This window comes from Clostridium perfringens ATCC 13124 (assembly GCF_000013285.1).
GTDB lineage: Bacteria > Bacillota > Clostridia > Clostridiales > Clostridiaceae > Sarcina > Sarcina perfringens.
Genome location: NC_008261.1, coordinates 2,869,660 through 2,884,568, shown reverse-complemented (window position 1 = coordinate 2,884,568; position 14,909 = coordinate 2,869,660). Strand labels below are relative to the sequence as shown.

Here is a 14,909-nt window from a genome sequence, read left to right as displayed (position 1 = left end):
TAAAGGAGTGTCGCTTGAGTGAGTGAAGTAACTTTTAGAAAAGATAAATATATGTTTTCTACTAGAAATATAAAGAAAAATCTAGATAAAAACATATTGAAAAAAGAAATAAGTACTTTCATAAAAGAGCTTAGAAAATTTAAAGTTGATTTAAAAAGTCTTTCAAGTGAAGAATTTAATCTTGAGGAAAGAAATTTAATTCTTAATATAGCCTATTTTCTAGTAGATGAAGAAGTGTTATTAAGAAAGATAATAAATAGAAGAGAGTTAAAAACAAAGGTCATAGCTAAAAAAACAGGATTTAGTAATGAAAAGATTATAAGTTGGTCAAATTATTTAATAGCGTATTTAATTTTATTATATAATGCAGATTATACAAATTTAGCTATGTATTTAAATATAAATTTTAAGGACTTAGAAAACTTAGCTGTTATAAAGGGTACAAAAGGGGAAGAGGTTGTTCATAAAGGATTAGTTATGTTAGAAGGTAAAAAGAGTACCATAATATTAACTAAAGAAGGACAATTTATAAGAATAAAAACAAGATGTGAAAATAAAGTTGGAGAAGAATTATCAGGAAAAGAGAAGAAAACTTTAAGACATTACAAGACCTTAATAGTTAGCGTGGCTTTAATTGCATTTGTCCTTATAGGAAGTGTTACTTTTCTTTATAAACAACAGGAAACTACCATATTAATTCAAGGAACATCAAAGGTTAAAATTGGATTGAATAGGTTTGATAGAATAGTTTATAGTTATTCTCCAACAGAAAAGGGAACTATATTAATAACAGAACTAAAATTAGAAAACAAGAAATTTGAAGATGGTATGATCTCAATTTTAAAAGGTTTTGAAGAAGAGGATATGCTTCCTCCTAATAGAATTGTGGATGTTTATATAACTGGAAAAATGGTAGACACTGTAGATTTAAATAAGGTTACAGAATATGTTGAGAGTGTAAATAAGGATGATAATGCAAAGAATAATTTTAGAATAAAAATAAATAATTCAGGATATGAGAAGAAAAATTAATTAAGGAAAGGATTATTTATAGTGAGAAAAGCATCAAAAAATAACAATAGAAGAGATAAGAGTTTATCTAATAAAAAGTTTAAGAGTGAAGATAAAAATTTAAATAAAACTAATAAAAATAATAAACAAAAAGTAGCTAAAAAGGCTTCAGTAAAAAATACTATTATAGTATCAAATAAAAATGAAATAAGAGATAAAGTTAGATTAAATAAATATATAAGTGAAACAGGATTTTGCTCAAGGAGAGAGGCTGATAAGCTTATAGAACAAGGAAGAGTTAAGATAGATGGGCTAAAGGCTACAACTGGTATGAAGGTTTCTAAGGGGCAAAGTGTATCTATTGATGGAAAACCTCTAAAGGTTGAAAATGAACTAGTTTATATAGCTTTAAATAAGCCTGTTGGAATAACTTGTACTACTGAGAGCAAGATAAAAGGTAATATAGTTGACTTTATAAATCATGAAAAAAGAATTTTCCCAATAGGAAGACTAGATAAGGATTCTCAAGGATTAATATTTATGACTAATGATGGTGATATAGTTAATAAGATATTAAGAGCTGGGAATAATCATGAAAAAGAATATATTGTCACTGTAAATAAGTCTATAACTGATGAGTTTATAAAAGGAATGAGCAATGGAGTGCCTATACTAGGAACAGTTACTAAGAAATGCTTAGTTAAGAAAGAAAGCAAAAACTCATTTAGAATAATACTAACTCAAGGGTTAAATAGACAGATAAGAAGAATGTGTGAGTATTTTGGATATGAGGTCAAAAAATTAGAGAGAATAAGAATAATGAATGTTAGCCTAGGAAACCTAAAGATAGGATCTTGGAGATACTTAACTAAGAAAGAATTAGCTGAAATAAACAGGTTAACAGAAAACTCTTCAAAGACTGAAGAGGCTTCAATTTAATAATTAAGTGATATATATCAAAAGTTAATAATAAAACTTACAAACATATTCCGAGAATTACTAGATTTCGCTAAGAATTTATAATCATTACTCCAAAGATATTACTAAAGCTTCGAACAGTCTCAGCTTTTTAACGTAATATCTTCTCCGTAATGATTTAAATTCTAAAGCTCATCTAGATATTCTCTTCATACTGTTTGTAAGTTTTATTAAAACATGTCTTGATATAGAATTTAAACTTTTACTTTACTTATACAAAGATAATGCTTTTTCGATAAAGGTCATTATCTTTTTTTCGTATAGAATTTTATTAACTTCTAAGGCTTCAGCATGTTTGGCACCTTCAACTAAGTAGAGTTCTTTATAGCCTTTAGTTTTAGCTTTGTATAAATCTACTGCCATATACCATGGTACAAAATAATCTTCTTTTCCATGTATAAACATCATTGGTAGTGATGTTGAAGATACTATATCTATAGGTACTATTTTTTTCATAGAAAATTTAGCTTTAGTTTTCATAAAGAAGTTTGCAAATATAAGGCTTGGACGAAGAATTTTTCTAACAAGTCTATTTTTATATGCATGTGTTATTTGAAATCCTATAAGTTCGTGAAAGTTAGAGTAACCACAATCTTCAATTACAAATTTTATGGAATCATTTAGAGGAATAGTCTCCATAACTGTTCCTGCCCCCATTGATTCACCATGAAGACCTAGAATTATATCATTGCCAAATCTAGATTTTAAATATTCTATCCACATGTTTACATCATATTTTTCGTAAAAACCATATGTGGAATATTTTCCTTCGCTTTTTCCATGTCTTCTTTGATTTACTATAAGAACATTAAATCCATTTTTATAGAATATATCAAAATATTTTAAAGAACCAACATAACAAATAGAAACCCCATGGACTAATACTATAAATTTATTTGTAGGATTTTCATTCATTATAAGTGTTGAGGTTAGATTAAGACCATCAAAGGATTTTAAAGTAATATCTTCCTTAGAAGCAGAATTATATAAGGCTTCGTCAAAAAGATTATTTTCTACATATCTAGTATAACTTTTCTCTATATCGTGAAGTTCTCTAGTTACAGTAGATTTAAATATATATAGACCTGTTGCTAAAAAAAAGACAATAACTATAATAGCAATAATTATCAATATAATAAGATAGGTCACTTATATCACTCCAATCAGCTTTTAATAGATTTTATTTATACATTATACATAATTATAACACTTAAGAGAAAAATAAAATTAGCCAAATATAAAGTGGAGGTTTATTTTATGAAATTTAAAAAAATTTTTTTATGCCTTATGTCATTACTTCTTATTTTTTCTACTGTAGTTTTAGGAGAAGAAATAAATAAAATAGAAGTTATAGAAAAATCTATAGAAGAAAATACTGACAAGTATGAAATTAAAGTTAAATATCCATCAATTCAAGGTGGAGAAAAAGAGGTTACAGATAAAATAAATAAAACTATAGAGGATTATACTTTAAATTGGATAAATGACATTAAGTTATTAGGAGAAGAGTACAGCAAAGAATATGAGAAGGCAGGAAAAGAAATGCCTAAAATGGAGGCATATAGTCTTTTTGAAGCATTTAATACAGATGAAGTAATTAGTTTACCTGTTTCATATTATCAATATACTGGTGGAGCTCATGGATTAACGACTAAAGTAAGTTATAATTATAATCTTAAAACAGGAAAAGAGCTTAGACTAAAAGATTTATTTAAAGAAGGATTTGACTATAAAAGTATAATTGATAAAAAGGTAAGAGAGGATATTGAAAAAGAGAAGGAGCTTTATTTTGATAATGGAGCTTTGTTTAAGGGAGTTAATGAAAATCAAGCCTATTATTTAAATAGAGATGGAATTATAGTGTATTTTCAGCAGTATGAAATAGCTCCATACTCTTCAGGTATTAGAGAATTTAAAATTCCTTATGGAGAATTAAAGGAAGGATTAATTTATAAATTAGGAAATTAATATTAAGAGCGTGTATCAAAGTATATTTATTATTAAATTTTTATACACGCTTTTTGTGATTAAATTTAAAAGGATATATTTTATTATTAAATAAAATAGAGATATAATAAATTAAAAAAGGAATTGGAATAATGAGGGAGGGGAAATTCTATGGAAACCTTAAGAGAAAAAATAAATAAACAGAGAGAATATTTTAGTACAGGTGAAACTAAGGATATAAATTTTAGAATAGAGAAACTAAAGAAGTTAAGAGATGTTTTAAAAAGTGAGGAAGAGAAAGTCTTTGAAGCCTTAAAAAAAGACTTAATGAAATCTAGCTTTGAATCCTATGTTACAGAAGTGGCAATGGTATATGATGAAATAAATATGCACATTAAAAATATAAAAAAATGGAGCAAAAAAAGAAGAGTAAAAACTCCATTAGTACAATTCCCAGCAAAAAGTTTTATACAGTTAGAACCTTATGGAGTTGTTTTAATAATAGGTCCTTTTAATTATCCTTTTATGCTTACAATGGATCCTTTAATTGGAGCAATAGCAGCTGGGAACACAGCAGTTATAAAGCCATCTGAATCAGCACCAGAGACATCTAAAATTCTTAAAGAAATATTAGAAAAAGTATTTGATGAAAAGTATGTTCTTCATGTTAATCCAGAAAGGGGAAAAGAAGTTGTAGAAGAACTTTTAAAAGAAAAATTTGATTATATTTTCTTTACTGGAAGTGCTACTGTAGGAAAAATAGTAATGAAGGCAGCTTCTCAATATTTAACCCCTGTAACTTTAGAACTTGGAGGAAAAAGTCCTTGTATTATTGATAAGGATTGTAAGTTAGAATTAGCAGCAAGAAGAATAGTTTGGGGAAAATTATTGAGTTCAGGACAAACCTGTGTTGCACCAGATTATTTATATGTTCATAAGGATATTGAAGAAGAATTTATAAAAAAATTAGAGGAAGAAATAAAAAATCAATTTGGAGATAATCCTTTAGAATCTGAAGATTATTCTAAAATGGTAAATGAAAGAGAATTTAATAGAGTACTTTCATATATAGATAAAGAAAAATTAGTTTTTGGAGGAAATTATAATAGAAAAACTTTTCAAATAGAACCAACCATATTAAAAAATGTAACTTGGAATGATCCTGTTATGGAAAGAGAAATTTTTGGGCCTATATTCCCAATTTTACCTTTTGAAGATTTAGATGAAGTAATAAGATTAGTAAATAGTAAGGATAAGCCTTTAGCCATATATTATTTTTCAGAGGATAAAAATAAAATTGAAAAAGTTCTTAATAGTACATCATCAGGAGGAGTAACAATAAATGATACCTTAGTTCACGTATCATCCTCATATTTACCTTTTGGTGGAGTTGGAAATAGTGGTATGGGAGAATATCATGGCAAGTATAGTTTTGACTTATTTTCCAATAAAAAGGGCGTTATGAATAGAAAAACATTCTTAGACTTAAAAATTAGGTATGCTCCTTTCCAAAATAAGTTAACAATTGTTAAAAAAATCATGAAATAAATAAAAAATGAATGAATATGAGTGGATTTGTATGGAAATGATTAAAAAAGTTATGTATAATATACTTAAAGATTGTATATGTTTTCAATGAGCGGATAAAAAGTATTTAAAATAAAGTGTTCAATTTATACTAAAAACATATAACTAAATTAGGAATACAATCTTTGAAAGTTACGTCTATGTACTAATGCCTGTTATTTATAGATGAACTTCTGACAAGCCAATAATGGTATGATAAGCATATTTAAGATTAAGTTTTTAAGCTTTAAGGTTTGGGGGAGCCTTCTAGTACAATTACTATTGAAAATATGAGTAAATTTTATTTTAAACTTAAGAATAAGAAATTGTTCTTACATGAATTTTATAAGCTTCGACGGGGAAGAAGCTAGAATATCTTTCGACTTATGAATAGATATTAGGGTATTTATATTGAGAAATTATTTTTATTATTGAATTTTGAGAGAATTTATTAAGTATGGTCATTTAAAGGGGACGTTATGAGTTTAAATTAAAATTTATACAGTTATATTTATAATATTGGTTTGCGAAAAAAGGTCTAAGTTATACTTAGATCTTTTTTTCTTGAAATTAACCACTTTTTTTGGAATTAAGCCACATAAGAACCCTAGAAAAAAGTTTTTTTAAAATATACAATTAAGTAGAGAAAAAGTTTACAAAGGTATAGGGGGTTTTCACATGAAATATACTTTCCCAGAAAACTTTTGGTGGGGAGCTGCAACTTCAGGACCTCAGTCAGAAGGTAGGTTTAATAAAAAACATGATAATGTATTTGATCACTGGTTCGATATAAATCCAGAGTTATTTCACAATGGTATAGGACCAAATATAGCATCAAATTTTTATAATAGTTACAAAGAAGATTTAGCAATGCTAAAAGAAATTGGGTTAAATTCATTTAGAACTTCAATTCAATGGACAAGGTTAATTAAAGATTTTGAAACTGGTGAACCAGATGAAGATGGAGTGAGATTTTATAATGGTGTAATAGATGAATGTTTAGCAAATGGAATAGATATAATCATGAATTTACATCACTTTGATCTTCCTGTTGAATTATATGATAAATATGGTGGATGGGAATCAAAGCATGTTGTAGAATTATTTTCGAAATTTGCTAAGACTGCCTTTAGTTTATTTGGTGATAGGGTTAAGAAGTGGGCTACGTTTAATGAACCTATAGTTATTATTGAAGGACAGTTTTTATATAAATGGCATTATCCTTGTATAGTTGATGGAAAAAGAGGGCTTCAAGCTGCCTATAATATAGCATTAGCTTCTGCTAGAGCCATAGAAGAGTATAGAAAATTAGGACAAGATGGAGAAATAGGAATAATAGTTAACTTAACGCCAGCATATCCAAGAAGTGAGTCAAAAGAAGATTTAAGAGCTGCTGAAATTGCCAATGCTTTCTTCAATGAGTTATTCTTAGATCCAGCAACTAAAGGAGAATTTCCTAAGAACTTAGTTGAGGTTTTAGAAAAAGATGGAGTAATGTGGAATTCTACTAAGGAAGAATTACAGGTTATAAAAAATAATACTGTGGATTTCTTAGGGGTAAACTACTATCAACCAAGAAGAGTTAAAGCTAGAGAAGAGGAATATGGTGGAGAAACATGGGCTCCAGAAAAATATTTTGATAATTATGATATGCCAGGAAAGAGAATGAATCCTCATAGAGGATGGGAAATATATCCTAAGGCAATTTATGATATAGCTAAAAATGTGCAAGATAACTATGGCAACATAAAATGGTTCATTTCAGAGAATGGAATGGGTGTTGAAGGCGAAGAAAAATTCAAAAATGCTGAAGGTATAATTGAAGATGATTATAGAATTGAATTCATAATAGAGCATTTAGAATGGCTTCATAAGGCTATTGAAGAGGGTTCAAATTGTGTGGGATATCATTTATGGACTCCAATAGATTGTTGGTCATGGTTAAATTCATATAAAAATAGATATGGATTTATATCATTAGATTTAGAAACTCAAAAGAAAACTATTAAAAAATCAGGAAGATGGATAAAAGAAGTTTCTAAGAATAATGGTTTTTAAAACTTTGAATTTACTTAGCTTAGATGAGTTCTAAAATAAATTTTCTAAGTTAATATGACTACGCAAAAAGTTTTTTATTATAAAATTATAAATAAAATAAATTAATATGAATAAATGAGGAAAGGCTTTAGTTATGGTATTTTTACTTAAACTAAAGCCTTAAATTTTTTAATACTCACATAATGGAATATTTTCACATAAAATACACTATAACAATTAACGGAGTTGAAGGCAACATGCTTTACTCATTAATTTTAGCAGGAGGAAAGGGTACTAGACTTTATCCACTTTCAAGAAGTTCAAACCCTAAACAATTTCTTAGCATACACAATAATGGGAAGAGTTTTTTAAGTAATACTGTGGATAGAATTAGACCTATAATCCATAAAGATAATATTTATGTAGTGACAAACCAGGAGTATGAAGACAAAATAAGAGATGAACTTAAAGACATAAGAGAGGAAAATATCTTTACTGAACCTGCTAATAAAGAAACTGCAACCTGTATAGGTCTTTCAGCAGCTAAGCTTTTAAAGAAAGATAAGGATGCAGTTATGATTGTATTGCCTTCAGACCATTATATAGAAGGAGATAAAAGTTATCTTCAAACTCTGGAACAAGCCGTAGAGATTGCGGATAAGAAGAGAGCTATTGTTACCATAGGAATAGAGCCAACTAGACCAGAGACAGGTTATGGCTATATAGAAATGGGCGATAGAGTCAATGGACACATTCCTACCTTCAAGATAGCAAGGTTTACAGAGAAACCTAATTTAGAAGTAGCAAAGGACTTCTTATTAAAGGGGACTTATTTATGGAATAGTGGAATGTTCATATTTAGAGCTGATGCTCTCATCACAAAAATGCGATGCAGAAGTAAGTTTTTTAGAATCGTTTGTATTCATGTTTATCCTCCTCGGTTAAATAAGCTTGTAGTATTAGCTACAAGCTATTTTTTTATTATGTTTTTATATATATTAGTTTCTGTAATTACTTTAAATAACAAAGAAATCAGTATTACTATTACTGAAAATAAGAATATTTGAATTGGATGAAAATATCTTAAAAATTCATTTATTAATAAAGGTGACAATAATAAAATATAGCAAATTAAGTAAATAATATTAGAGATTTTTTTAGTAACATTCTTTCGGTGAAGAGATTTATTTCCCCAGCGTCTAATTATACTCATTATTAATTGCCCACCATCAAGAATAGGTAATGGTAAAATGTTTAAAGCAAATAAAAATAAATTTAATGAAGCAAATACTAATAAGAACATATTTGAATTAGAGTTGTTTAATATTTCAGGAAGTGTAGAGCTTAAAGCCAATTCTGAACCCAAAATATTAGATAAATTCATTAATTTAAGTAAAAATTGTGGTAAGATATTTGTAAATATAGAACTTACTATAAAAATTAAAGACTTATCTAATAAAAGTGAGAATGATATAATAGCAGCTATTATATTTATAAAAACTCCTGAAAGAATAATAATATATTCTTTGATTATATTTATTTTATTTAAATCATTATCATCATTATAGACATAACCACCCATAGGAATAAGCTTAAAAGTAAAGTCTGTATTAAATTTTTTGAACCTAAAGAGTTTAGGACCAAAGCCTATAGAGAAGGTTTTTACAGGAATTTTAAAGGCTTTACAAGACAAATAATGACCAAGCTCATGGATAAATATTGATAAATACATAGCAATAGTAAAATTAATAATATTCATAGTTATACTCCTTAATTAAATGATTTAAATTTTATTTTCACCGCTCCAGTATCACCATTAACAAAAACTTTATCAATTACCGATGATAGTAAGGTTCTCTTTTGTGGAACGTCTAAATCATCAATTAGAGCTGATAAGTTTTTTAATTTTTGTATGATATTATCACAGTTATTTATCAAAATATCTTGTTTAGCTAATTCATCATTTAATTTATTTAATGAATTTGTTAGCTCTACACTTTTACTTTTTAATTTTGTTAATTTATCAAGTAATATTTGAACAAGTTGAGGGTCTTCTGTAAGAGTAATATTATTTACTAAGTTATCTATTTGCTCTTTATTTTTAGATATTTCATTTTGAATATTTTTAGATAAAATATTTTCTGATGAAGTAGCAAAAGACTCTTTATAATCTTTCAATCTTTGAACTAGATAGCTTTTATCTAAAGATAGTTCTTTTAACTTATTAATTACTAATTTATCAACTTCTGGACCGTCAACATTTTTACTTGCACACCTTACTTTTCCTGAATTGTGTTTTAAAGTACACATATAGTAATGCTTTCTTTTTTTAGTTAGTTTATTTGGAACCCCATATGATACTCTCATAGAGCTTCCACATTGTGCACAGCGAATTATTCCACTTAGTAAAGCTTTATGACTACTACCTAAAGCAGGAGCTTTATATTTATTAATCTCAGCTATTTTTTGTACTTCTAACCAAGAATCTGAATCAATAATTCCTTCATGAGTAGATACGGCATAAATCCATTCATCTGGATTACGTATTTTTCCACTTTTACCTTTTCGTTTTTTATAAATTAATATGCCATGTATGTCATCAGGTTCACCATATGTTTTTATTCCTTGGGACTTAAAATACTCTATTGTTTTATCATTTGCCTTAACATATACAGGATTAGAAATAATATTTTTTATGCTTGCCTTACTCCAATCTTTTCCTCGGCGAGTTTTAATGTTATTTTGAAGTAGATATTTTTCAACTTGAGAAAGGCTACCTAATTCAATATATTTATTAAATATTAATTTAACTAAATTTATTTCTTTTTCAATTGGTATTAACTCAGAGTAACTTCTATTCTTACCAGAAGAATCAGTAAAATTTTTTCTAGAGCTACTGAAACCAAATGGAAATTCACCACCTAGCCAATATCCATTTGTAGCAAGAGAGTACATGTTATCACAAACCCTTTGAGATATAGTTTCTCTTTCAAGTTGACTAAATACGGAGCAAATATACATCATGGCTTTGCCCATTGCAGCTCTAGTATCAAATTGTTCTATTACTGATATAAATGAAATTTCATTTTTTTCAAGTTCATTTATTAGATTTGAGAAATCACCAATATTACGACTAAGTCTATCAACTTTATAACATACAAGAGTATCAAATTTCTTTTGCTTGGCATCGTTCATTAATCTAACAAATCCAGGTCTTTCTGTGTTTTTACCAGAAAAGCCTTCATCTGAATAGATAAGAGTATTATTTATACCTATATTTTTAAGGTAATTAGTGCAAAGTTGAATTTGATTTTCTATAGAATCACCAGTTTCAACAACTTTTGAACGACGAGCATAAATTGCAGCAGTTTTCAACTAAATACCTCCTCATATATCAGATTTTACTTTATTAATTAAACAGTTCATTGTTTCAATATCTTTAGGAAGAATATCTTTAATTGAATCAATGGTTGCAATACTAAGCTTTTTTATAAGTAAAGATTCATCTTCAATGGAATCTTCGGCTATAAACAATTGTACTTTATCATGTTGATTAGCCATTTTTCCCCCAAAATATAGTAATATACTTTTAATATATATTCATTTAATTTGGGAAAAATAATAGTAACTATTTAAATATTATTTCTATTTCAAATGTTTCAGAAATTATTATTTTATCAATAATTTCATGTAGCAATAGCCTTAAACATCTGTTTTTAATCTTTGAATTTTCTTGGCTAAGTATATCTTCAATAGGATTTAAAGTATTTACTACATAGTCTTTAAAACAAGCTTTACTAGGTATAGATTTTGAAAGCTTTCTATTTATTTTATTTAAATCATCGTTTAATTGAGATTTAGATAAAATAAGGCTAGTTTTAAATTCTTTAATTGAATCAAGTAACAATAAATTTTTTTCATGATAGTCAATATCAGCAATATCTTTACTCATAACATTAGTTAGTTCTAGCAATCTTGAAATTTCAGATGAGCATTTCATTAATATATCATCACAATGGTTTATATTACTTTCAATTTCATCTTTCTGAACTAATAGGTTGTTATTTTTTTCTTTTAATTTATTTAAATAGTTAGAATAAAACTCATCAAAAAATGCAGGAATACTTAATATTGATTTATAAAGATTTAGTAGTTCTTTAAAAACAATATTGTGAATTAGTGATGCTTTCATTGTAATTGTTGGAGCATTTATTTTTTTAGAAAATTTATCTTTATTATTATGAGAGCAAAAGTAGACTCTACCAGATGAATTTCCATGATTTTTACTAGTTAAATAATTTCCACAGCTTTTACACACAAGCATTCCTTGAAGTAAAAAGGCTGTTGATAAAAATTTAGGGTTCTCATCTTGAAGCTTTCGTATGTTTAAAGATTTTTTCCACAACTTTTCATCTATTATTCTTATGTTTTCATCAAACTTAGAATAAACATATTCATCAATTGGATGTTTTCTTGGATTTCTTTTACCACCTTTTTTATTCCAAACCATAGTTCCTGTATATACTGGATTATTTAATATACTTTTAATACTATTTATTGTCCAAAGTCTATCTTTATTGTAGCTATATTCTGATTTAATAAATTGAACTATATCTTTAGGGGTGTACCCTGTTGTATATAATTCAAAAATTTTCTTAACGACTCTAGCTTCGGGAGCATATATTGAAAGCTTACTTTTTTTACGGTTAGATGGCAGAGCAATTAATTTATAACCATAGGGAGCTGGACCTCCAGCCCATATGTTATTTAATATATTATGTCTATTTCCAATAAGGACCCTTCCACCAATAATACTAGATTCAAGAGCTGCTATATTACTTAGCATATTTTCAAAAAAGTTATTAATAGATTGGTTTTCAGAATTTATCTGTTCACCAGCTTTAGAATATAATATATCGATGTTTAGTTTCTTTAAAGTATGTTTAATTAATAAGCCCTCATATATATCACGAGATAACCTATCATGAGAATAAACTATTAATTTATCAAATTTTTTATAGTTAGCATCATAAATTAATCGTCTTAATCCATCTCTTAAAAATATGCTAGGATTCATTGTATCTGAATCATTATACATATTAAGAGAATTAGATGTTATTGAAGCAGATTGAGTATCAGAATATATTTCATAGGGAACATCACTCCATCCTTGATTGTTTATATACTGTTTTATACTTTCAAGTTGATTAGCTTTAGAGTTATTGCTATCTTGCTTTTCAGTAGATACTCTAGTATATATAGCTATATTTTTAGGGAGTGAATTCATATCTGATATTGAGCTTTCCTTCAATTGGAGATTGTTCATAGTTAATATCCACCTTTATTTCTTTAATAATTTCACTAAATATAGGAACAAAAAATTCTTCATTATTCATAATATGATTAACTATCTTTTCTTTTACTTGTTTTAATAGAACACTATTATTTTCTAATTGAGGTTTAGAACTATACTTTTTATTTATTTTGTTAACTTCATCAAATAATTGATTTAAATAAGAAAGCTTAGTTCTATATTTATTACATGAACTAACATAGGATTTTATTGCAATATCCTTTTGATGTATCTTATCAACATAAGATGAATCATTTGAAGATAGATAGTTATAAATAGCTTCATATTTATTTAAAGTTTGATATTTAATATTTTGATTTTTAATTTCAATCTTCCTAGAGAGTTTATTAATAAATTGTTCTAGTGGTGTTTGACTTATAGATAAACAATTATCTATAATTTTATCAATAATAAATTTTAATAAGTCATATTTTAGGAATGGATGACATCTAGTTCCTTTACATGATAGATAGTTATCATCAATTAATTTTAGCTTTTTATTACATTTAGAACATATTAGGCTTCCTTTAAGCAAAAAGTTAGGAGTTCTATCAATTTTAATTAAACTTTTATAAGTTAAATAAGAATATACTGTTTTAAAAATAGATGAAGGAATTATGCCTACTAAATTGTTTGTATTAACAAAGGCTTCAGAATCCAAACGCTCTTTAAAACTAGTAATACCAGTCTTTTCATCAGTTGAGAATGACAAACCTTTGAATGGATGATTAGAGTCTAGTAAAATACAACCTGCATATACAGGGTTTCTTAAACAGGCACTTAAATAAGCAGAATTTTTTTTAGTAGTATTTCCTTTAGAAAATAAATAATAAAATTTAACTTCACTTATTTCTTTTTTGACAGATTTTAAATCAGTGTTTTCAATATATTTATTAATTACACCAAAAAGTTCGGCTTCTAAAGATGCATATTTAGTATTGTTTCTAAGAGGAATATCTCTTAAATCAATATTTGCCTCTATATGCTCCAATGTATTTTGTAGTGAATTATAGAGTGTATTAATAGAAGCTTGGGGGTTAGAACTATCACTTCTTTTTTCTTCAATAATTAAACGGTGAAAAACAAAAAATATATATTTAATAAATGCTAATTTTATAGGCTCTTGAATAAATATAGATTTTGATTTTCTTCTGTCATTAGATTCTTGTTTTATATATCCAAATGGAGCTTTAGGAGAAGTATATGCACCGCTCTTTCTTCTAAATATTCTACCTTGACTTGCGCGTAAGCTTATTGTATCTGGCTCCATTTCTGCTATCATTACAGAAAAGTTTTGAAAGAATTCAGATTGTGGAGAATTCTCTAATAATGCTTGGTTTGTATCAGAAAACAATATTTTAATGCCTAGTTTATTAAGGATTTTTTTTGTTTCAATCCAATCATCATATCTTCTAACTAATCTATCTAGTCTGTATATAACTATTGTCTTAAATAAACCTGCTTTAGCATCTTCTAAAAGTCTAGAAAAGCCTTTTCTTTCTTTAGGAGATGTGGTTTTTCCAGATATTTTATCTATATAAGTGTCATGAAGTAGTAGGTTGTTTTTATTTATAACATCTTCTCCAAGTTTAATTTGTGCATTTATAGAGTTGTTTTCATTTTTAGAAGATATTCTTGCATATATAACAGCATAGTTTTGTGAATCATTTATAACTTTATTTAACATCTTTAGATTCTCCATTCTTTAAATCCTCCATAATATCATAATTCTCTATAATATATGATATTAGAAAATTATTTAACTTATTCCAGGTTGACGATTTGTCTATATATGATATTTTCACTTTAAATTTATCATTTTTTTGGATAGTCAATTTATATCACCTCTTTTTTTAAAAGTATATTTGATTTTTTGTAATGGGGATTAGGTTAATAATAAGTAAAAATTTCACTGTATTTGTCATCTCAAATAGAATTCTTGACAAATTTACCTAAAGTATTCAATAAATTATATAAAAAATTCAATATTTTATATAAATTTCTTAAAATAAAAAAA

Annotated in this window: 11 protein-coding genes and 1 pseudogene; 6 read left to right on the top strand and 6 right to left on the bottom strand. The window is 26.7% G+C overall.

What is annotated here, in order from left to right:
• Positions 1–18 precede the first annotated feature (18 nt).
• On the top strand, positions 19–1,032 hold the full coding sequence (locus CPF_RS12760; RefSeq protein ID WP_003467523.1) for an anti-sigma factor domain-containing protein: 1,014 nt from the start codon (positions 19–21) through the stop codon (positions 1,030–1,032).
• Between the two features lie 21 nt (positions 1,033–1,053).
• Positions 1,054–1,950: a 23S rRNA pseudouridine(2604) synthase RluF gene (gene rluF, locus CPF_RS12755; RefSeq protein ID WP_003467491.1), complete on the top strand. Its 897-nt coding sequence runs from the start codon at positions 1,054–1,056 to the stop codon at positions 1,948–1,950.
• Between the two features lie 246 nt (positions 1,951–2,196).
• Here rluF and CPF_RS12750 read toward each other — a convergent pair whose 3' ends face one another.
• Positions 2,197–3,138: an alpha/beta hydrolase gene (locus tag CPF_RS12750; protein ID WP_003462281.1), complete on the bottom strand. Its 942-nt coding sequence runs from the start codon at positions 3,136–3,138 to the stop codon at positions 2,197–2,199.
• A 108-nt stretch (positions 3,139–3,246) separates the two neighbouring features.
• Between CPF_RS12750 and CPF_RS12745 the strand changes: the two genes are divergently transcribed.
• The 4 genes and pseudogenes from CPF_RS12745 to CPF_RS12730 form a co-directional block, all read left to right on the top strand.
• Positions 3,247–3,957 (top strand): DUF3298 and DUF4163 domain-containing protein, encoded by a 711-nt coding sequence (locus tag CPF_RS12745; RefSeq protein WP_011591123.1) that lies wholly within the window; start codon positions 3,247–3,249, stop codon positions 3,955–3,957.
• A 150-nt stretch (positions 3,958–4,107) separates the two neighbouring features.
• Positions 4,108–5,484, top strand: a complete 1,377-nt coding sequence (locus tag CPF_RS12740) for an aldehyde dehydrogenase (protein WP_011591122.1) — start codon at positions 4,108–4,110, stop codon at positions 5,482–5,484.
• 696 nt (positions 5,485–6,180) lie between these two features.
• Complete coding sequence (locus CPF_RS12735) at positions 6,181–7,560, top strand: glycoside hydrolase family 1 protein (RefSeq protein WP_003467493.1); 1,380 nt, start codon at positions 6,181–6,183, stop codon at positions 7,558–7,560.
• Between the two features lie 236 nt (positions 7,561–7,796).
• Positions 7,797–8,426, top strand: a pseudogene (locus CPF_RS12730) (mannose-1-phosphate guanylyltransferase); the annotation flags it as partial.
• Positions 8,427–8,509: 83 nt separating this feature from the next.
• Here the strand turns inward: CPF_RS12730 and CPF_RS15270 are convergent.
• From CPF_RS15270 to CPF_RS12710, 5 genes are all read right to left on the bottom strand, one after another.
• Positions 8,510–9,271: a site-2 protease family protein gene (locus CPF_RS15270; protein ID WP_392387276.1), complete on the bottom strand. Its 762-nt coding sequence runs from the start codon at positions 9,269–9,271 to the stop codon at positions 8,510–8,512.
• Between the two features lie 38 nt (positions 9,272–9,309).
• The gene (locus CPF_RS12720; protein ID WP_011591119.1) at positions 9,310–10,914 is read right to left on the bottom strand and encodes a recombinase family protein; all 1,605 of its coding nucleotides are present in this window, start codon (positions 10,912–10,914) and stop codon (positions 9,310–9,312) included.
• Between the two features lie 12 nt (positions 10,915–10,926).
• Positions 10,927–11,100, bottom strand: coding sequence for a hypothetical protein (locus CPF_RS14905; protein ID WP_011591118.1), 174 nt, complete (start codon positions 11,098–11,100; stop codon positions 10,927–10,929).
• Between the two features lie 67 nt (positions 11,101–11,167).
• Positions 11,168–12,865 (bottom strand): recombinase family protein, encoded by a 1,698-nt coding sequence (locus CPF_RS12715; protein WP_041702729.1) that lies wholly within the window; start codon positions 12,863–12,865, stop codon positions 11,168–11,170.
• Positions 12,810–14,594, bottom strand: coding sequence for a recombinase family protein (locus tag CPF_RS12710; RefSeq protein WP_080503690.1), 1,785 nt, complete (start codon positions 14,592–14,594; stop codon positions 12,810–12,812). Before CPF_RS12710 ends, CPF_RS12715 begins: the two co-directional genes overlap by 56 nt.
• Positions 14,595–14,909 lie beyond the last annotated feature (315 nt).

What these genes read in the sequence shown, in the direction of transcription:
- CPF_RS12745 (WP_011591123.1), top strand. Translation starts at nt 3,247, where the DNA reads ATGAAATTTAAAAAAATTTTTTTATGCCTTATGTCATTACTTCTTATT.
- CPF_RS12740 (WP_011591122.1), top strand. Translation starts at nt 4,108, where the DNA reads ATGGAAACCTTAAGAGAAAAAATAAATAAACAGAGAGAATATTTTAGT.
- CPF_RS12735 (WP_003467493.1), top strand. Translation starts at nt 6,181, where the DNA reads ATGAAATATACTTTCCCAGAAAACTTTTGGTGGGGAGCTGCAACTTCA.
- CPF_RS15270 (WP_392387276.1), bottom strand. Translation starts at nt 9,271, where the DNA reads ATGTATTTATCAATATTTATCCATGAGCTTGGTCATTATTTGTCTTGT.
- CPF_RS14905 (WP_011591118.1), bottom strand. Translation starts at nt 11,100, where the DNA reads ATGGCTAATCAACATGATAAAGTACAATTGTTTATAGCCGAAGATTCC.
- CPF_RS12715 (WP_041702729.1), bottom strand. Translation starts at nt 12,865, where the DNA reads ATGAACAATCTCCAATTGAAGGAAAGCTCAATATCAGATATGAATTCA.
- CPF_RS12710 (WP_080503690.1), bottom strand. Translation starts at nt 14,594, where the DNA reads ATGGAGAATCTAAAGATGTTAAATAAAGTTATAAATGATTCACAAAAC.